The following is a 16,872-nucleotide window of genomic DNA, read 5'->3' as shown; positions in this document are numbered from 1 at the left end:
CCTCTCCTCACCCTTGTGGGGAGGAGTGAGGAGGTGGGGGTGGTTCAGGATGAAGCGGAGCGGTGCCACCTGCGCGACCCCCACCCCTACCCCTCCCCACAAGGGGGAGGGGATACGCGCTGGAGCCAAAAGATCCGCTGGACGACGCCTCACGCCACAGCTCCCGCGCGGCCGAGCCGCATCAGGATCTCGTCCTCGGCCTCGTGCTCCTCGGCCCGCTCCGCCAGCGTCCTGCGCAGGCCGAGGATCTTGTCCTGCGCGCGCTGCCACTTCCGGGTCGCGCGGGCGCGGCGCGCCAGGGCGGAGAGCGTCTCCTCGTGCGCCGCCCGCGCCAGGCTCGCCGCCTCGGCCTCGGTCGCCGCCTCCGCGCGCGCGGCCTCGACCGCCTCGCCGAGGCTCGCCAGCGCGGCGCGGCGCCGCTCAAGGGCGGCGAGCGGGATCGCGCCGCCCGCCGTCAGCCCGGCATAGACCGCGCGCTCGCCGGACTCCCGCGCCGCCTCGCGGTCGCGGGCCGCCTGGTCGGCGCGCGCCTCCGCCGCCTCGGCCGAAAGGCGCCGTTCGGCCGCCGCCTGGGCGGCGCGGCCGGCCTCCGCCTCGCGGCGCGCGCGGAGTAGGGCGAGGCGGGCGAGGTCGGTGGGCCTCACGCAGCGAGCCGCTGCATCCATGCGACTGTCTCCTCGAAGGATGTCGTTTCGGATTCGGCTTGGCGCAGGAAGCCGCGCAGCTCGCCGATCCGGGCGATGGCGGTGTCGGTGAGGGGGTCGGAGCCCGCCTTGTACTCGCCGACCTGCACCAGGAACTCCGCCTCGGCGTAGCGGGCGAGCAATTCGCGCCAGCGGGCGGCGGCCTTCACATGGTCGGGCACGGCCACCGCGTTCATCACCCGCGAGCGGCTGGTGAGCACGTCGACCGCCGGGTAATGGCCCGACGCCGCGAGCGCGGGCGAGAGCACGATGTGGCCGTCGAGGATGCCGCGGGTTTCCTCGGCGATCGGGTCGCCCGCCCCGTCGCCCTCGACGAGCACGGTGTAGAAGGCGGTGATCGAGCCGTGCTCGCCGGGTCCGGCGCGCTCCATCAGGCCGGGCAGGCTCGCGAAGACGGAGGGCGGGAAGCCGCGCCGGGTCGGCGGCTCGCCCGCGGCCAGCCCGATCTCGCGGAGCGCACGGGCGAAGCGGGTGACCGAATCCATCATCAGCACGACGCGTTGGCCGGCATCGCGAAAATGCTCGGCGATGGCCGTCGCGGCCTGGGCCGCCTGCACCCGCTCGACCGCCGAGCGGTCGGAGGTCGAGACGACGAGGACGCTGCGGGCCATGCCCTCGGCCCCGAGATGGCGCTCGACGAATTCGCGCACCTCGCGCCCGCGCTCGCCGATCAGGGCGATGACGCAGATATCGGCCTGCGTGCCCTTCACGATTTGGGCGAGCAGCGAGGACTTGCCGCCGCCGGGCTCACCGTAGATGCCGAGCCGCTGGCCCTCGCCGACGGTGAGCAGCCCGTCGATGACGCGGACCCCGAGCGGCATCGGCCGCTCGACCAGTTGTCGCGTGAGCGGGTTCGGGGCGGGGCCGCGCAGGGGCCGCGTCGGCGCGTCCGAGAGGTCGGCGCCCCCGTCGAGGGGCCGGCCGCGGCCGTCGAGGATGCGCCCGAGCAGGCCGTCCCCCACCGGCACCTCGACCATGCGCCCGGTCGGCACGACCTCGACCCGGCCCGACAGGCCCTCGATGCCGCCGATCGGCGTCAGCAGGGCCGTCTCGGCCGAAAGGCCCACCACCTCCGCCTCGAGTGAGAGGCCGCCGCGGCCGTCCTCGAGGCGGCACAGCTCGCCGATCCGCACGCCCGGCACCACGGCGTGGATCATCGTGCCGACGGCGCGGGTGACGTGGCCGCGCAGGGGCCGCGTCTCGACCGCGCGCGCCGCCTCGCGCAGGCGCGGCAGGGCCTCGGTCAGCGCCGTCACCGCGCCCTGGGGATCGGACAGCGGCGCGCTCACGATGCGCTCTCCCCGGACGCGGCCGCGAGGCCGGCCCGCAGCGCCCGCAGCTGCGCCTCCAGCCCGAGCTCGACGCTGCCGATGGCGCTGCGGAGGCAGCACTCGCCGGGCTGAAGCACCGGGTCGGCCTCGATCCTGAGGGAACCGGTGTCGAGATCCGCGAGCCCGGCCCGCACCGTCTCCAGATCGCCCGGCGCGACCCGCAAGCTCGCCTCCGCGTCGGGGCGCAGGCGGGCGATGGCCTGGCGCACCGAGCGGACGAGCCGGTCGCCCGGCTCGAAATCGCCCAGGATCTCGGCGACGAGGCCGTGGACCAGACCGGGCAGTTCCCGCTCCAGGGCGGCGAGGTGGGCGGTGGCGCGGGCGGCGGTCTCGCTGATCCGGGCGGCCGCCGCCGCCTCGCCCGCGGCCCGGCCCTCGGCCTCGGCCCGGGCGCGCTCGCGCTCGACCAGGTCGCGGGCGAAGGCGCGGGTCTCGACGGCGTGTCGGTGCGAGGCGGCGAGCCCGGCCTGCGCCTCGCTCCAGATGCCGATCTCGGCGGCCCGGACGATGGGGCCGGCCGGCCGCAGGCGGGGTGTCGTCGGCTGCGCGCGCTCAGGCATCCTCGGTCTCCACCGCGTCGGCCACGAGGGCCATGATGTCGGCGGCGATGCCCGCGAGCGCCGGATCGACCGGGCCGCCGTCGGCCGGCGTCCCCGGCGGCAGGGCGAGCCGCACCGCCCGGCGCAGGGGCTCCGGCGCGTCGTCGAGCCACGCGCCGAGGCAGGCATAGCCGTCGTGCAGGACGGCGCGCGCGAGGTCGCCGTGATCGTCCCGCGGGGGAACATGCGCGCCGTGGCGCAGGCCGAAGGCGTGGGCGTCCCGGCCAATGGCGGCGACGAGGGCGGCCACCGCCGGCCCCGCCAGCACCCCCCGCAGGGACCGCCCGTGCAGCACGGCGCCCGCGCGCCGCGCCGCCCCGTCGGGATCGGCCAGGAGCCAGGCGTGGCCGCCGTCGACCGGCGCGCCGTCGCGGCCGAGGCGCGCGTCGATCCGCTCGCGCAGCCGCCCGCAGGCGAGGAGGCGCGCGACGACCGTATCGGACAGGCGCGGATCGAGGGCGGCGCGCAGGCGGTAGGGATGGACGGAAGCGGTTCCGCTCATCGGCTCAGGCCACGCGCTTGAGCGCGACGGCCGGGCGGCTCTCCGGCGGCGCGAGCGCGGGGTCGGCGGGCTCCAGCGTCTCCAGGGCGCCGAGTTCCGCCTCGCGCCGGACGGGCGTGCGGCGGCGGCGCAACAGCCAATAGCCGGCGCCCGCCAGCGCCAGGGCGCCGCCCGCCCCGCCGAGTCCGGTCGCGACCGGATCGAGCCCGTCGCCCGCGGCCGCGGCCTGGGCCGGCGCGGCGAGCGCGGCGCCCGCATTCTGCGAGCGGTCGACGGGGACGAACACCACCGAGACCTTCTCGTAGCTCAGGCCCTCGATGCTGTTGGCGACCAGCATCTTGATCTGCGGCAGCAGCGTCTTGAGCGGCGCCTCCTGATCGTGGCGGATGAAGACGGAGGCCGAGGAGGGCGTCGCGTCCTGCTTCAGGAGGTCGTTCTTCGGCAGCACCACGTGGATGCGGGCCGAGAGCACGCCGTCGATGCTGGAGATCGTCTTCGAGAGCTCCTCGCTCAACGCGTAGACGTAGCGGGCCCGCTCCTCCGTCGGCGAGGCGATCAGGCCGCCGCCCTTGAACACCTCGCCCATGTTGGTGAAGCTCTGGCGCGGGTAGCCGCCGGCCTTGAGCACCTCCACGGCCTGGGCGAAGCGCCCGTCCTCCACCTGCACGGAGCTGGTGCCGTCCTTGGCGCCGACGCGGCTCGCGGTGATGCCCTTGTCGAGCAGCAGGGCCACCATCTCGTTGGCCTCGCGCTCGGAGAGCTTGGTGTAGAGGTCGGTCTTGCAGGCGCCGAGCACAAGGGCCAGCACCGCGAGCATCGCGACGGGCCGCAGGCGGCGCAGGCGCGGGGTCGGCGCGTTCGGGCGGGCACTCGGCATAGCGGTCTCCATGGGATCGGGCGGCTCGGAGTTCGGGCGGCGGATCAGCCCGAGGAAAGCAGCTTGTTGAGCGAGCCGGTGAAGCTGCTCGTGGTCTTGGTGACGACGGAGACCTGCACGACCTGTCCGCTGACCTGCTCCAGCTGGCGCAGCATTCCGTCGAAGCCGGGATTGCTGCTCTGGCCGGGCTGGGTGGTCGGATGGCCGGCGATCTCGGGGCCGCGATAGGCGTCCGGGCGCATCGCCGACTCGGCCGGGCCGGGCTGGCGGGTCGCGACCTTCAGGGTCGGCCCGTCCGGCGCCGCACCGGCGGGGCCGGGCCGACCGCGCCACGCGAGGTCGCCCCTCTGGACGCGGTCCATGCCGTCGAGCACCCGGTGGCCGATCGAATCGCCCGCATGGCGCGGCGCGGCGCGCACCTCGGCGGCGGCTCCCGGACGGGCCGGCGATTCGAGGCCGGCCGTGCGCGCCTCGAGCGAGGCCTCGCGCACCGGCGGCGCCGAGGACGGAGCGGGGCTCTGGGCCGCGTCCGGCGCCTTGCCGAGGCCCGGGCCGAAATCAACGGCCTCGACGCCGCGGACGGGGCCCGCCCCGCCGATGCCGCCCAGGCCGCTCGCAATTGCTTCCACTGCCATGGCCTGGACGCTCCCTTGAAACGCGCTGCCGGAGGAAGCGCGGCACGCCGCATCGCTCTCGATGACGGCGCCGCGATCCCCGGTAAGGACGAGGCGGACGCTATCGCCCCGACCTGACGGGCACCTGACGAAGGCGGGACGGGGCGTCGGCGTCACCCGTTCGAAACGCGGCATCGCGGAAGGGGAGGGGCGTCAGCGCAGCGTCGCAAATCCGTCGTAAAGCTCGGCCGGAGCGAGAAGGAGTGCCGGGATGCGGAGCGGGGTTCGGAACGGCGGGCAGGCTTACTCGGCGCGGCGATGCGCCCTGGCCGCCGTGCTCGCGGCCCTGTCGCTGCCGCTTGCCGTGGAACGGCCCGAGGCGGCGGCGCTCAAGATGCCGACGACGCCCTACCGCTACACGGTGATCGACCAGGACCTTCCCGCGGCGCTGCAGGAACTCGGCAGCAACCTTGCCATCAAGGTCAATGTCAGCCCCGAGGTGAAGGGCCGGATCCAGGGGCGCATGCCCGAGGGGACCGCGCAGGAATTCCTCGAACGGGTGGCCGCCAACTACAATCTCGAATGGTACTACGACGGCAGCGTCCTCTACATCACCTCGGCGCGGGAGAGCCGCACCCAGCTCCTCGTGCTCAGCCCGATTCCCTTCGACCGGCTCAAGGCCGCCCTCGATGCGCTGGAGATCAGCGACGCGCGCTTTCCCATCCGGCCCGCGCCGGGCAAGGCGGTGGTGATGGTCTCGGGGCCGCCGCGCTACGTCACCCTCGTGGAGCAGACGCTGGCCGGGCTCGTCGCCGAGGAGCAGGCCCGGCCCAAGCCCGGCGCCGAGGCTGCCAAAGCGCCGCCGCCGCCGAAGGTCACGACGCTCACGGTCTTCCGCGGCGGGCAGATGACCGTCTTCCGCGACGGCCGGCCCGAGCGACTGATCGGCCCCGAATCGGAGCCGGCCCCCCGCAGCGAATCGGGCGCGGCGCCCGCCGCCGCAGCGCTCGCCGCACCGGTTCCGGCGCCCGGCGCCCCCGCTCTCCCGGCCCCCGCCGGCGTCGCGCCCCCACGGCCCTGACCGGAACGGGGCGACGCCCGCGCGCCTTGCGCGATCCGGCAAGGCCCTGCCTGTCCGGTTGATCGGCCCGGATCCGATGCACGCCGTCGTCGCGCGGCAACGCCGGAGCGATGACGCACGTCGAGCCGAGGCGATCGGCCGGATATTGTGTGAGACACCTCAAGTCATTGCACCGACGCGCCTTCTTCGCGCGGACCGGCGATCGCACCGCCTGAAATCGCCGCGAAAAAATCCCCGTCAGGTTCTCGAAAGCTCGCCTGCCTAGCGTCCCGACCCGTGGCGCCGCCGCGGTTGCCGGGGCTCGTTCCCGACATCCGCGGGCCGCCACTCTGGTGCCGGACCGTCGCGCCCCGTGCGGGCGCTCCGGCCCGATGCGTGAACCGGCCCGTCCCGCTCGTCCAAGGGCATCGGGAACGGGCCGCAGGAGGAGGGACGATGTTCGAAGCAATCGGGAACATCGCGGGAACCGCCCTCGGCGGTCCGGTCGGCGGCCTCATCGGCGGCGCGATCGGAGGAGCCCTCGGCGGCGGAGGCGATGCCGGTCAGGCGAAGGCCTTCGAGGACGCGCTCGGCCAGTTCGCCATGCAGGTCGCGGGCGATTCCATGGACGAGATGAGCCAAGCGATGTCGGAGACCGAAGAGGACTTCGCGTAGCCGGCACGCTCACGGGGAGCCTCAAGTCGTCTCTTGCGGCTGCTCGTGCGCGGAGAGAATTTCAACCCAAGATTGAGGAAATGATCATGGCTGGTGGAATCGGTGGACTGGTGGGTGGTGCGGTCGGTGCCCTGACGGGCGGCGGCGGAGCGGGCGGCGCGGGTGGTGCCGCCGGCGGTGGCGGCGACAGCTTCGCGTCCAACCTCGCCCAGCTCAAGCAGGTGAGCGAGGAGCAGCAGCAGAAGAGCATGGAGCTGCGCATGGCTTCGGCCAAGCTCGGCACCGACCAGAACGCGGCCAAGGAGAAGCCGCAGCAGTAATCGGCCGCTGACGGTCGATCGGGGCGGGACCGCGCGGTCCCGCCCCGCGCGGCAGGAGGGGAATTCCAGGGGGAGGCGAGCTTGGACATCGCAGTGAAGGCCGGTGACGGACAGGCCGGCTACCGACTCGAGATTCAATCGGGACTCTATGCGGGCGTGACCCAGGACGTCGGCGAGGGCCGGCTGGTGCTCGGCAGCGGCCCGGAGGCCGACATCCTGCTGATGGAGCCCGATTTCGCACCCGTCCACGCGGCGGTGGTCCTGCAGGAGCGGACGATCCGCGTCGAGGGATTGTCCTCGGGCGTCGCGGTCACCGGCATCGGGCCGGTGCCGGCGGGCGCCGCGCGCACGATCCGCCTGCCGGCGACCGTCGAGATCGGCGGCGTCGCGCTCGCCTGGGACGTTTCGCGCACGAGCGTCCCGGAGGCCCGCGCCGCCCGCCCGCTCGGCACCGTGCGGCGCCTGCTCGCGCGGCCGGCGGTGCCCGGCATCGCCGCGGCGGGCGTGCTCGCCGTGACCGTGCTGCTCACGTTGTCCAACCCCATCGCGGGGGCCGCCGTCCTCATCGACGGCGCCGACAAGGCCACGCAGGCCCACGTCCAGACCGTCGCGGCGACGACGCCCGCAGCACCGACCGTAGCTCTTCCCGCCGCGGTCGCACCGCCGGCCGCCGCGAAGGCGGCTGTGCCCGGTCCGGCGTCGGCGCCGCAGAAGCCCGCCGCCGTCGAGGCGGCGGCCAAGGCGCTGCAGGACGACATCGCCGGGGCCGGACTCCTCAACGTCCATGTCCGGGCGAGCGGCGGCGCCGTGACCGCCACCGGCACGATCGAACCGGCTTTTGCCGGCCGCTGGGAAGGCCTGCAGAAGGCGTTCGACGAGCGCTTCGCGGGCGACGTCACCCTCGTCAACAGCGTCGCGGTCAAGGCGGAGAAGCTGCCCGCGTCGCTGGGCATCGAGGGGGTCTGGCGCGGGGCCCAGCCGTACATCGTCGTGCGCGGCCAGCGCTACCTCGCCGGCGCCGTGGTCGACGGCGGCTGGACCATCCGCGGCATCGAGCACGACCGCGTGATGCTGGAGCGCGACGGCCGCCTCGTCGCCATGCGCTTCTGAAAGTCTCTTTGACAAGGAACCGCCGATGGCCCGCCGCACCCGCGTCACCTCGTCGATCCCCTCCGCCTCGGAGGGCGCCTACGCCCTGGAGCGCGAGCGCCTCGCCGGCCGCCATCAGGCGGGCGAGGACGCGCGGGTCGGCGGCGCGGACGGCGTCTCCGAGCGGGGCGCCCGCGGCGGGCAGGCGGGCGCGCCGGCCGAGGAGGGCGTGCCGCTCGACTCCGCCATCGACGCGATGCTCGCGGCCGGCGGCGTCGACGCCGTCACCCGCGTGCGCCTGAGCGAGGCGCGGCGCGCGATCAGCGAGGGTGCGCACGGCGCGGCGGCGGCCGACGGGTTCGAGGGGCAGAGCCTGTCGCGCGCCCTGTTCCGGTTCGTCATGCCGCGGCTGCACCACCCGGAGGTGCTGCGGGCCGAGCGCCACCGGGCGCTGCTGGAGGATCTGGCCGACGGGCTCGCCGCCGACGGCGGCGACGGCGTGGTGCGCGAGGGCGCGCTCGTCGTGTATCGCGAGCTGCGCCGCCTCGCCCTGCTCCGGGCCGGACGCAACGCGCTGGTGGAGGGATGAGCCAGATGCTCGACGCCGATTCCGACGACGCAGCCCTTCACGCCCTGCCGATCCCGGCCCGGTCCCGCCTGCCCGCGGCGCCGCAGGACCGGCCGCCACTGATCGCCCGCGAGCAGCGCGACCTCCTCTGCGCGCTGGCCTACGTGGCCCTCGGCGTCGGCGACGGCGTCCAGGCCGTGACGCTGCTCGACCTCGTCCTGCGCGAGGTGCCGGACGATGCGGGCGCCCTGCGCCTCATGGCCTATGCCCACGTCGCCACCGGCGACGGGCCTCGTGCGCTCGACGCCCTCGACCGGTTGGAAGAGCTCCGGATCGAGGCGGGGGAGGGGGAGACGCCCGCGCCGCTCCTGCTGCTGCGCAGCCAAGCGCTGCGCCTCGCCGACCGCCTGGAGGAGGGCCGCGCCACCTTCCGCCGCTTCGTCGCCGCCCGCCGCGGCCAGCCCCCGACCCGGGAGATCGCCGCGTGATCGTCACCGCCAAACGCTTCCTGCGCCGCCTGCCGGCGAGCCCGGACATCGCCGTCGCCCTCGTCGTGATCCTGTCGATCGCGATGATGGTGCTGCCGATGCCGCACCTGCTCGTCGATTCGCTGATCGGGTTCAATCTCGGCTTCTCGGTGCTGCTCCTGATGGTGGCGCTCTACGTGCGCAGCCCGCTGGAATTCTCGGCGCTGCCCGGCATCATCCTGATCTCGACGGTGTTCCGGCTGGCGCTGACCATCACCACCGCGCGGCTGATCCTGGCCGAGGGCGACGCGGGCGAGATCATCCGCACCTTCGGCGAGTTCGTGATCTCGGGGAACCTGATCGTCGGCCTCGTGGTGTTCCTCATCATCACGCTGGTGCAGTTCATCGTCATCGCCAAGGGCGCCGAGCGCGTCGCTGAGGTCGGCGCGCGCTTCACCCTCGACGCGCTGCCCGGCAAGCAGATGGCGATCGACGCGGAACTGCGGAACGGCGACATCGACCAGGCCCAGGCCAAGGCGCGGCGCGCCACGCTTGAGCGCGAGAGCCAGCTCTACGGCGCCATGGACGGCGCGATGAAGTTCGTCAAAGGCGACGCCATCGCCGGGCTCGTCGTCATCGCGGTCAACATGATCGGCGGGCTCGCCATCGGCATGCTGGTCCGCGGCATGCCGGCGGGGCAGGCGCTGCACGAATACACCCTGCTCTCGATCGGCGACGCGCTGATCTCGCAGATCCCGGCCCTGCTGCTCTCGCTGACGGCCGGCACCATCGTCACCCGCGTCACCGGCGGGCGCGACATCGCGCTGGGCCGCGACATCGCCGAGCAGCTCGTCTCCGATCCGCGCGCCCTGCGGCTCGCCGCCGCCGTGCTGCTCGGCATGGCCGCGATCCCCGGCTTCCCGGCCCCGGTCTTCCTCGTGCTGGCCGCCGCCTTCGCCGCGGCGAGCTTCCGCCCCCGGCCCGCGCCCGAGGCCGCGGAGGCCGAAGACGCCGAGACCGAGGAGGCGCGCCGCGCGTCGAAGCCCGCTTTGCCGGCCGAGGTCGTGCCGGTGATGCTCAACCTCGCCCCTGGCCTGATCGAGCGCATCGACGCGCAGGCGCTCGCCCGGATGATCGCGAAGACCCGCAGCGCCGTGTCGAGCGATCTCGGCGTGCTGATCCCCGAGGTCGGCTCGACTGTCGATCCGACGCTGGCGGAGGGCGAGTTCCGCCTCGACGTCGAGGGCGTGCCGGTCGAGAGCGGCCATGTCCGCCCGGACCGGCTCGTGCTCGACGACGACGCGGCCAATCTCGAACTCGCCGGCATCCCCTTCACCCGCGAGGCCGGCGCCGACGCCGCCGTCCTGATCGAGGCGTCCCAGGCCGGAGCCCTCGACGAGGCCGGGATCGGCTACTACGACGCCGCGGGCGTGATCGGCGCGCGGGTGCGGGGCGTGCTCATGCGCCATGCCGGCCGCTTCGTCGGCATCCAGGAGACCCGCGCCCTGCTGGCGCGGATGGAGGCCGGCTACGGCGACCTCGTCAAGGAGGTCCTGCGCGCGGTGCCGGTGCCGCGGGTGGCGGAGGTGCTGCGCCGCCTCCTCGACGAGGGCATCCCGATGCGCAACACCCGCATCCTGCTCGAGGCGCTCGCCGAGTGGGGCGAGCGCGAGCAGAACCCGATGCTGCTCACCGAATACGTCCGCTCCGGCCTCAAGCGCCAGATCTGCCACCGCCACGCCAACGGACACAAGGTCGTCGCCGCCTACGTGCTGGAGCGCGAGGCCGAGGAGGCGGTGCGCGCCGCCGTGCGCGACACCGCGGTCGGCCCCTATCTCGTCCTCGACGAGCGGGCCTCGGAGGCTCTGCTCTCCCAGATGCGCCGCATCCAAGAGGGCTTGGGTCCCCGCAACGAGGCGGACGAGGCCGGGCGCCCGGTGCTGCTCGCCTCCATGGACATCCGTCGCTTCGTGCGCGGCTTCCTCTCCCGCAACGGCATCGCCATCGCGGTGCTGTCCTACCAGGACCTCGCCGACGAGTTCACGATCCAGCCGGTCGGCTCGATCAGCCTGTCGCGCCCGCAGAGCCCGGCCAAGGCCGCCCCGAAGGCGCAGGTGAAGGCGCGCCCCGGCGCTCCCGACGCCCTCGCCGCGGCGGCGGGCTGAGCAACCCCTTCCCGGCCCGGCCTCTGAGGGCGGGCCCGACGCAACCCGGGGCGGCGCCCCGCTCGCACGAGGAGACCGACGATGGCCTCATCCGCTTCCGTCGCCCCGCGGACCGCGCCCGCGACCGCACCGACTCCGCCGCCGGAGAAGCCCGAGACGGGGTTCTCGCCGTCCGCCCCGGCCGAGCCGGCCGCGGAGGGCGGTTCCACCGCCCCCGCGAGCGCCAACGAGAACGCGCCGGCCACCGGGACCGCGCCCGAGGCCGCCAACCCCGCCGACACCCTCCCGCCCGAGCGTGAAAAGGCCATCGCCGACTGGGCCGACCAGAAATCCGACCACAGCGGCGGCTTCCTCGGCTTCGGCGGCACCGATTCGAGCGAGAAGGTCCGCGACGCCCTGGCCGGGCGCTCGGAACTCGGGCCGATGGACGCCAACGAGCAGCGGGCCCTCGCCGACCGGATGATCGCGCGCTGGGAGGCCGGTCACGGCGACGGCGCGAGCGGGCCCTCCCGCCTCGTCGACGCGCTCGAGGACGCGCCGGACAGCCGGGCGCTGGTTGGCGAGCGCCTCGCCGCCCGCGCCTCGGCGATCACCCGCGAGACGCCGTTCGATCCGGAAAAGCCCGGCGAGAACTGGGAGACCCGCGCCCGCGCGCAGGGCTACGCCAACAACGCGGTGCGCGCCGCGGGCGAGGCCGACGACCCGGCGGCGGCGGGTCGCCTGCGGTCGATGACCGAGGCGCTCGGGCCGGACGACGCGGCCGGCTTCGCCCGGACGCTGGCAGGACGCGACGGGATCATGGACGGCGGGATGATCGCCGCGGAGGGCGGCTCGCCGCTCGGCCGCACCCTCGCGGCTTTGAACGACGGGCCTCCGAGCGAGACGCGCAGCAGCTTCGTCCAGAACGCCTTCGCCGAGACGCCGGCCTCCGCCTATTTCGACCCGCAGCTGCAGGGCGCCATGGGCACGGCGCTGGCGCGGGAATGGAACCCGGACGATGCCGGGGCCGCCGCCCGCGACGCGGAGCGCCTGACCGGCATCCTCGCCACCGACCAGGGCCAGCGCCTGCTCGGTGCGGGCGGCGAGGACGGCCCGTCCCTCGACACGCGGGTGAACGCGCTCGCCACCGTCCGGGCGGATGGCGCGATCACCGGCGACACGCTGAAACAGACGGACGATCCCTGGACCAACCCGGCGATCCTCTCGCCCAGCGCCCAGGCCAGCGCCCGGCAATATCTCGACGCCCGGGGCGACGCCCCCGTGGCGCTCTCCGGCACCGACCTCGACAACACCGTCGGCACCGCCATGGGGATGCCGCCCGCCCTGCCGCCCGGCACCGATCCGGCCGAGGCCGAGGCGGCGGCCGCGCGCGGCGCCTTCAACTTCTACGGCAGCGGCGAGGCCGCCGAGCCGGTCAAGGCGGTCGCCGACCAGATCCGCGCCGTCGCGGGCGAGGCCCCCGCGAACGTCGCGGTCCTGCCCGTGACCTACTCGGACGGCAAGACCGGCCCGGTGCAGCTGCCGCTGTTCCGCGTCACCGACCCGTCCGGTGCCGAGCGCTACGTCGACAATACCGGGCGCCGCTACGACGACTTCGAGGACTGGCGCACCAACAACACGCTGCCGCCGGGCACGCAGGTCTATCCGGAGGGCGGCCATCTCACCGCGGGCGCGGACGGCAAGGTGGCCCTCGGCCAGGGCAACACGCCGGAGACCGTCGACACCTTCGGCGAGCACGTCACGTCCGTCGTGGACAAGGCCGCGCTCGTCGGCGGCATCGTCGCGGGCGGCGTGCTGATCGTCGGCACCGGCGGCCTGGCGACGCCCGCGGTGGCGGCGGGCGCCAGCGCGGTCGCGGTCGGTGCGGGCGCCTGGGGCGCCTATCGCAGCGGCAGCGCGCTCGTGGACCGCGGCCAGCACGGCCAGTCGCTCAACCCGGTCACCGATGCCGAGGCGCGCGGCCTCTGGCTCAATCTCGGGGCGAGCGTCGCCTCGGTCGGCGCCTTCGGCAGCGCCGCACGGCTGTCGCAGCTCGGCCAGGCGGGCCGGGCCGTGGCGCCGCTCGAGGCCTCGCTGCACGGCTACACCCAGGCCGGCGCCTTCGCCCTCGACACGGCGGCGGTCGCACACCAGGGCGTCGAGACCGCCCGCAACTGGGACCGGATGAGCGGCGACCAGCGGATCGAATCGATCCTGCAAATGGGCTTCTGGGGCGTCGGCGCGGGGGTCGGCATGCGCGCCGCCGGCACGCGCAATCCCGGCGACATGTTCAATCCGGTCACCGTCCGCGACGGGATCCTGGCCAGCAACCCGCCCCCGGTCGCGGCCGACCCCGCGCTGCGCGGCGACGCGGTGCAGATCGACTTCGATCACGGCAGCGGGGTCGTCACCGGCATCCGCCACGGGCCGGAGGCGAGTCCGGCCGACATCGCGCTCCACCAGCGCACGGCCCAGAACATCCAGCGCAGCCTGACCCTCGAAGGCCAGGTGAGCCGCCTGTTCGCCGGCGGGGACGCCCCCCCGCCGGGCTCCGTCGGCTGGGCCGCGCGCCACGACATCGCCAAGGTGCGCGAGCGCCTCGACGCGCGGGTGGCGGAACTCGCCGACCCCGGCCTGACGCCCGCGCGCCGCGCCGAGATCGAGCACGCCAACACCGTCGACCGCGCCCATCTCGACGCGTTGTCGGGGGAGGTCTCCTCCTTCGTGCGCGACCCGTCGGCGGCGACGATCGACGCCCGCAACACCAAGCGGCTCGCCGTCGACGACGCGCTCAACAACCCCAAGCGCCTCAAGACCGCCGAGGATGTCCGGACGGCGCGGGCCAACCTGCGCAACGAGACCGTCGCGGTCGACACCGAGAACTTTTCCGCGACCTGGCATCTCGACGGCGAGGGCCAGCTCAAGGTCGCGGACGCCTACATCACCGACCTGAGCCACGGGAAGAAGCGCTCCTCGACCGAGAGCGGACTGACCAGCGCGGTCAGCCGCGAGGGCGGCAACGGGCGCACGGACGAGGCCAAGATCACCAATGCCAAGGGCAAGGAGGTCTACGACCTCACCCGCGTCGACGACGGCGGCCACGGCATCGGCCACCGCTTCTTCGGCGACATGGGGCTCGCCAACCTCTTCCCGCAGAACGCCCGCTTCAACCAGCAGGACTTCCGCATGCTGGAGGACGACGTCGCGGGCTGGCTGGAGGCGGGCGCCGAGGTCCGCTACCGCGTGGCGGTCGGCGACAACCCGTCCTTCAACGCGAGCGCCCGGACCGAGAACGGCTGGGGCGCCGACCACCGCCCCGACAAGGTCTTCGTCGAGTATCAGGTGTTCAAGCCCGGCGACCCGCCGACGCCGATCCTGAAGAAGCGCTACAAGTTCGACAACGACACCAACGCCCAGTACCGCCCGCTCCAGCAGGAATACGCGGCGGCCAACCCCGCCGAGTTGCAGCGGTTGATGCGTGAGCGGATCCTGGGTCAGTAGACGCGCCCGTACGGGCAGGGACGAAGAGGAGTGCGACACGGCATGGGCGACATCCATCCCCCGACCGACCTCGTCCACGAGGTGGGCCGCCTGATCGTTCAGGACGAGCAGATCGGCGCTCATGACTGGCAGTCGCTGTCGCTCGTCGTCGTCCTCGACGGCGCGCCGTCGATGAGCGGCTACGTCTACGACGCGGCCGGCAAGGCGACGCCGGAACTGCCCGACGACAACGGCATCTTCGACGCCTTCGAGCGCCTGCGCGACGCGATGCAGCAGGACAACCCGACCAAGCGTCCCTGGCGGGCGGCCCTGTTCCAGATCCGCCGGCCGGAGATGAAGGCCACCTTCCAGTTCGAGTACGACGACCCGCACCGCTGGGACGTGACGCCGCGCAACTTCGAGACCAAGCCCGAGGAGTTGCGTCCGAAGCCGTGACGCGGCGCGTAGGTGACGATCATGCCGACCGGGGGCGGCTCGGCCATCCAACGCGCCCGCGGCATCGTCCGGCCACGCCTTGTCCCGGTCGGTATGCTCCGGATTCACTTAACCGGCTAAAGTTGCTGGACAGTCGCGCGCGCCGATCTAAGACAAGACGCATGACCCCCGTGAGCCGCTGCCTCCACACGGTCGATCATCTCTCCGCCGTGCCCGACAGCACCGTCGCGGGCCGGGTCGATGCCGTCCTGGACGAGCTGGAACGGGCCTACCGCAAGCCGAGCGAGCGCATCGTGGCGCTGGAAGCGGTCCTGCAGGAAGTCAGCCGCAACCGCAGAACGGGCGGCACACCGTTCGGGCGCTTCGTCTGCCGCAGCGTCGAACGCCGTCAGGAGCGGCTGGCACGCCCCGCCTGACCGCGTCCGTCGACTCTCAGCGGGCGGCCGGACGCTCCGGCGCGGCCTTGCCGTCCTGCTTCTTCCGGCGCAGCTTTCCGGCCTTGACCGGCTCGTCCTCCTCGGTGGCACGCTCCGTCAGGGCGAAGCTGTGCAGGTCGCCGAGATGCTCGGGGTTGCTGCCGTGGCTCTCCGTCAGCGCGTAGAAGGCTGCGCGAACGACCTCCTTCTTGGTCACCTCCGGATGCCGCTCACGCACGGCGGCGAGGACCGCCTTGGGTTTCATGCCGCTGGTGGCCACGCCACGCAGGGTCTCCGCAATCTCTGCTATCGAGGCCATATCGCACCTGTTGCCCCTCATGCCGGCCGCGCGGCTCGGGGTTCTTCGACGCCCGACAGTCTAGCATGACAATCAAATAACAGTCTCCCGGCGTGAATTCAGGCTGGAGCGGCGGACGGCGCTCACTTGGCCTGGCACCGATAGGCGCCGGGGTTCACCCCCGTCCATTTCCGGAAAGCGCGAACGAACGAGCTGGCTTCGGAGAAGCCCGCAGCCTCGGCCACCGCCGCCAGGCTCAGGCTCGTCGTGCGCAGGAGGTGCACCGCGATCTCCTTCCGGACGGTGTCCTTGATCTCCTGAAACGATTGCCCTTCCGCCTCGATACGGCGGCGCAACGTCGACGCCGACAGCTCGAAACGCCGCGCGACGTCGTCGAAGTCCGGCCAGTCATCGGGGTCGAGCGATCGCAGGAGAGACTTGATCTTCGCGACGGTGCCGGCGTCGTTGCGGTATTTGACGAGGATATTGGCCGGGGCTCGCTGAAGGAAGGCGTCGCGGTCGGCCTTGGTCGCTCGGACCGGCCGGTCGAGGATGTGGCTCGCGACGATGAGGCGGTTCTCGGCCTGGGAAAACCGGATCTCATCGGAGAAGAGGACCCGGTAATCCGCGCAGAAATCGGGTGCCGCCGGCACGACGTCGATGGCGAGCACCGGTATCCTCTGCTTCACGAGGAAGCACATCAGGCCGTGAAGGATGAGCCAATAGGCGAAGTAGGTGAAGGGCCGGCGGAACTCGGGCGAGTGCGACAAAGTCAGGTAGGCGACTCCGTCCTCCTCGATCAGCCGGCCGTTCATGCCGTCGAGCATGAGCGAGAAGAAGTTGAGCGCGAGGTGGACCGCCTCCCGCAGGGTCTCGCAGTTGAGGGCGGCCCGGCTGACGAAGGCGAAGCTGCCCGTCCGCATCGGACGGGGGTTCATGCAGAAGAACTCGTCGCCCGTCTCCTCGGCGGTGGCGAGCCAGATGGCGGCATAGTGCTCGACCGAGATCCGGCCCTCGTCCTCGGCGAGGTCGGACAGCGAGACGCCGTGCCGAAGCAGCAATTCGACCGGCATGCCGCGGAGCCGGGCGATGTCGAGGAGCGCCTCCCGGAGCAGGCGCATCGAGATCGTCCCGCGGTCCTCCTCCCGGCGCCCTTCGGCGGCGGTCCTGAAGGTGTCGAAAGCGTCGAGCACTGTGACGGATGAGGTCATTGCGGTGCGCCCCCCTCGCCGCAATGCTCGATAGCAGTTCCGCCCCGGCCTCATGAAGGGG

18 protein-coding genes are annotated in these 16,872 nt (G+C 73.4%); 10 read left to right on the top strand and 8 right to left on the bottom strand.

The features are described 5' to 3' along the window. Nucleotides 1–149 precede the first annotated feature (149 nt). The 6 genes from ABS772_RS07600 to ABS772_RS07575 are packed head-to-tail and all read right to left on the bottom strand — an operon-like array spanning nt 150 to nt 4,648. Nucleotides 150–665: a hypothetical protein gene (locus ABS772_RS07600; RefSeq protein ID WP_350393452.1), complete on the bottom strand. Its 516-nt coding sequence runs from the start codon at nt 663–665 to the stop codon at nt 150–152. After that, a complete protein-coding gene (gene sctN, locus ABS772_RS07595) occupies nt 641–1,996 on the bottom strand; it encodes a type III secretion system ATPase SctN (protein ID WP_407942974.1) in 1,356 nt (451 codons plus the stop codon). Before sctN ends, ABS772_RS07600 begins: the two co-directional genes overlap by 25 nt. Further along, complete coding sequence (gene sctL / locus ABS772_RS07590) at nt 1,990–2,595, bottom strand: type III secretion system stator protein SctL (protein WP_350393446.1); 606 nt, start codon at nt 2,593–2,595, stop codon at nt 1,990–1,992. The genes sctN and sctL overlap by 7 nt, the downstream gene beginning before the upstream one ends. Further along, nucleotides 2,588–3,136, bottom strand: a complete 549-nt coding sequence (locus ABS772_RS07585) for a nodulation protein NolU (RefSeq protein WP_350393444.1) — start codon at nt 3,134–3,136, stop codon at nt 2,588–2,590. Before ABS772_RS07585 ends, sctL begins: the two co-directional genes overlap by 8 nt. 4 nt (nt 3,137–3,140) lie before the next feature. Continuing rightward, on the bottom strand, nt 3,141–4,013 hold the full coding sequence (sctJ, locus tag ABS772_RS07580) for a type III secretion system inner membrane ring lipoprotein SctJ (RefSeq protein WP_350393442.1): 873 nt from the start codon (nt 4,011–4,013) through the stop codon (nt 3,141–3,143). A gap of 44 nt (nt 4,014–4,057) precedes the next feature. Continuing rightward, nucleotides 4,058–4,648 carry a nodulation protein NolB gene (locus ABS772_RS07575; protein ID WP_350393440.1) on the bottom strand — a complete coding sequence of 197 codons (591 nt, stop codon included), beginning with the start codon at nt 4,646–4,648 and terminating at the stop codon, nt 4,058–4,060. 250 nt (nt 4,649–4,898) lie between these two features. Between ABS772_RS07575 and ABS772_RS07570 the strand changes: the two genes are divergently transcribed. From ABS772_RS07570 to ABS772_RS07525, 10 genes are all read left to right on the top strand, one after another. Continuing rightward, complete coding sequence (locus ABS772_RS07570) at nt 4,899–5,708, top strand: nodulation protein NolW (protein WP_350393437.1); 810 nt, start codon at nt 4,899–4,901, stop codon at nt 5,706–5,708. Nucleotides 5,709–6,143: 435 nt separating this feature from the next. Next, a complete protein-coding gene (locus tag ABS772_RS07565; RefSeq protein ID WP_082291732.1) occupies nt 6,144–6,362 on the top strand; it encodes a hypothetical protein in 219 nt (72 codons plus the stop codon). 86 nt (nt 6,363–6,448) lie between these two features. Beyond that, nucleotides 6,449–6,682, top strand: a complete 234-nt coding sequence (locus ABS772_RS07560) for a hypothetical protein (RefSeq protein ID WP_238256881.1) — start codon at nt 6,449–6,451, stop codon at nt 6,680–6,682. An 81-nt stretch (nt 6,683–6,763) separates the two neighbouring features. Next, on the top strand, nt 6,764–7,792 hold the full coding sequence (locus ABS772_RS07555; protein ID WP_350393434.1) for a SctD/MshK family protein: 1,029 nt from the start codon (nt 6,764–6,766) through the stop codon (nt 7,790–7,792). Nucleotides 7,793–7,817: 25 nt separating this feature from the next. Then, nucleotides 7,818–8,360, top strand: coding sequence for a hypothetical protein (locus ABS772_RS07550; RefSeq protein WP_350393432.1), 543 nt, complete (start codon nt 7,818–7,820; stop codon nt 8,358–8,360). 5 nt (nt 8,361–8,365) lie between these two features. Beyond that, nucleotides 8,366–8,827: a tetratricopeptide repeat protein gene (locus tag ABS772_RS07545; RefSeq protein ID WP_350393431.1), complete on the top strand. Its 462-nt coding sequence runs from the start codon at nt 8,366–8,368 to the stop codon at nt 8,825–8,827. Next, nucleotides 8,824–10,971: a type III secretion system export apparatus subunit SctV gene (sctV, locus tag ABS772_RS07540; RefSeq protein WP_350393429.1), complete on the top strand. Its 2,148-nt coding sequence runs from the start codon at nt 8,824–8,826 to the stop codon at nt 10,969–10,971. Before ABS772_RS07545 ends, sctV begins: the two co-directional genes overlap by 4 nt. Before the next feature lie 81 nt (nt 10,972–11,052). Further along, nucleotides 11,053–14,451, top strand: a complete 3,399-nt coding sequence (locus ABS772_RS07535; RefSeq protein WP_350393428.1) for a DUF4781 domain-containing protein — start codon at nt 11,053–11,055, stop codon at nt 14,449–14,451. 42 nt (nt 14,452–14,493) lie between these two features. After that, nucleotides 14,494–14,886, top strand: coding sequence for a hypothetical protein (locus ABS772_RS07530; protein WP_350393427.1), 393 nt, complete (start codon nt 14,494–14,496; stop codon nt 14,884–14,886). Between the two features lie 161 nt (nt 14,887–15,047). Beyond that, nucleotides 15,048–15,302 (top strand): hypothetical protein, encoded by a 255-nt coding sequence (locus ABS772_RS07525; RefSeq protein ID WP_350393425.1) that lies wholly within the window; start codon nt 15,048–15,050, stop codon nt 15,300–15,302. Nucleotides 15,303–15,318: 16 nt separating this feature from the next. Here the strand turns inward: ABS772_RS07525 and ABS772_RS07520 are convergent, their stop codons facing one another. Together ABS772_RS07520 and ABS772_RS07515 are read right to left on the bottom strand one after the other, a co-directional pair. Continuing rightward, nucleotides 15,319–15,582, bottom strand: coding sequence for a hypothetical protein (locus ABS772_RS07520; RefSeq protein ID WP_456238266.1), 264 nt, complete (start codon nt 15,580–15,582; stop codon nt 15,319–15,321). 161 nt (nt 15,583–15,743) lie between these two features. Next, nucleotides 15,744–16,811 (bottom strand): AraC family transcriptional regulator, encoded by a 1,068-nt coding sequence (locus ABS772_RS07515; protein ID WP_350393424.1) that lies wholly within the window; start codon nt 16,809–16,811, stop codon nt 15,744–15,746. Between the last annotated feature and the right edge of the window lie 61 nt (nt 16,812–16,872).

The sequence above is a fragment of the Methylorubrum podarium genome, from assembly GCF_040270385.1.
GTDB lineage: Bacteria > Pseudomonadota > Alphaproteobacteria > Rhizobiales > Beijerinckiaceae > Methylobacterium > Methylobacterium podarium.
This window is presented reverse-complemented; position numbering and strand designations above follow the sequence as displayed.

Coding starts and splice junctions, on each gene's coding strand:
- ABS772_RS07535 (WP_350393428.1), top strand. CDS start 11,053: ATGGCCTCATCCGCTTCCGTCGCCCCGCGGACCGCGCCCGCGACCGCA.
- ABS772_RS07550 (WP_350393432.1), top strand. CDS start 7,818: ATGGCCCGCCGCACCCGCGTCACCTCGTCGATCCCCTCCGCCTCGGAG.
- ABS772_RS07525 (WP_350393425.1), top strand. CDS start 15,048: ATGACCCCCGTGAGCCGCTGCCTCCACACGGTCGATCATCTCTCCGCC.
- ABS772_RS07600 (WP_350393452.1), bottom strand. CDS start 665: ATGGATGCAGCGGCTCGCTGCGTGAGGCCCACCGACCTCGCCCGCCTC.
- ABS772_RS07570 (WP_350393437.1), top strand. CDS start 4,899: ATGCGGAGCGGGGTTCGGAACGGCGGGCAGGCTTACTCGGCGCGGCGA.
- sctJ (WP_350393442.1), bottom strand. CDS start 4,013: ATGCCGAGTGCCCGCCCGAACGCGCCGACCCCGCGCCTGCGCCGCCTG.
- ABS772_RS07575 (WP_350393440.1), bottom strand. CDS start 4,648: ATGGCAGTGGAAGCAATTGCGAGCGGCCTGGGCGGCATCGGCGGGGCG.
- ABS772_RS07545 (WP_350393431.1), top strand. CDS start 8,366: ATGCTCGACGCCGATTCCGACGACGCAGCCCTTCACGCCCTGCCGATC.
- ABS772_RS07585 (WP_350393444.1), bottom strand. CDS start 3,136: ATGAGCGGAACCGCTTCCGTCCATCCCTACCGCCTGCGCGCCGCCCTC.
- ABS772_RS07565 (WP_082291732.1), top strand. CDS start 6,144: ATGTTCGAAGCAATCGGGAACATCGCGGGAACCGCCCTCGGCGGTCCG.
- sctL (WP_350393446.1), bottom strand. CDS start 2,595: ATGCCTGAGCGCGCGCAGCCGACGACACCCCGCCTGCGGCCGGCCGGC.
- ABS772_RS07530 (WP_350393427.1), top strand. CDS start 14,494: ATGGGCGACATCCATCCCCCGACCGACCTCGTCCACGAGGTGGGCCGC.
- ABS772_RS07560 (WP_238256881.1), top strand. CDS start 6,449: ATGGCTGGTGGAATCGGTGGACTGGTGGGTGGTGCGGTCGGTGCCCTG.
- ABS772_RS07515 (WP_350393424.1), bottom strand. CDS start 16,811: ATGACCTCATCCGTCACAGTGCTCGACGCTTTCGACACCTTCAGGACC.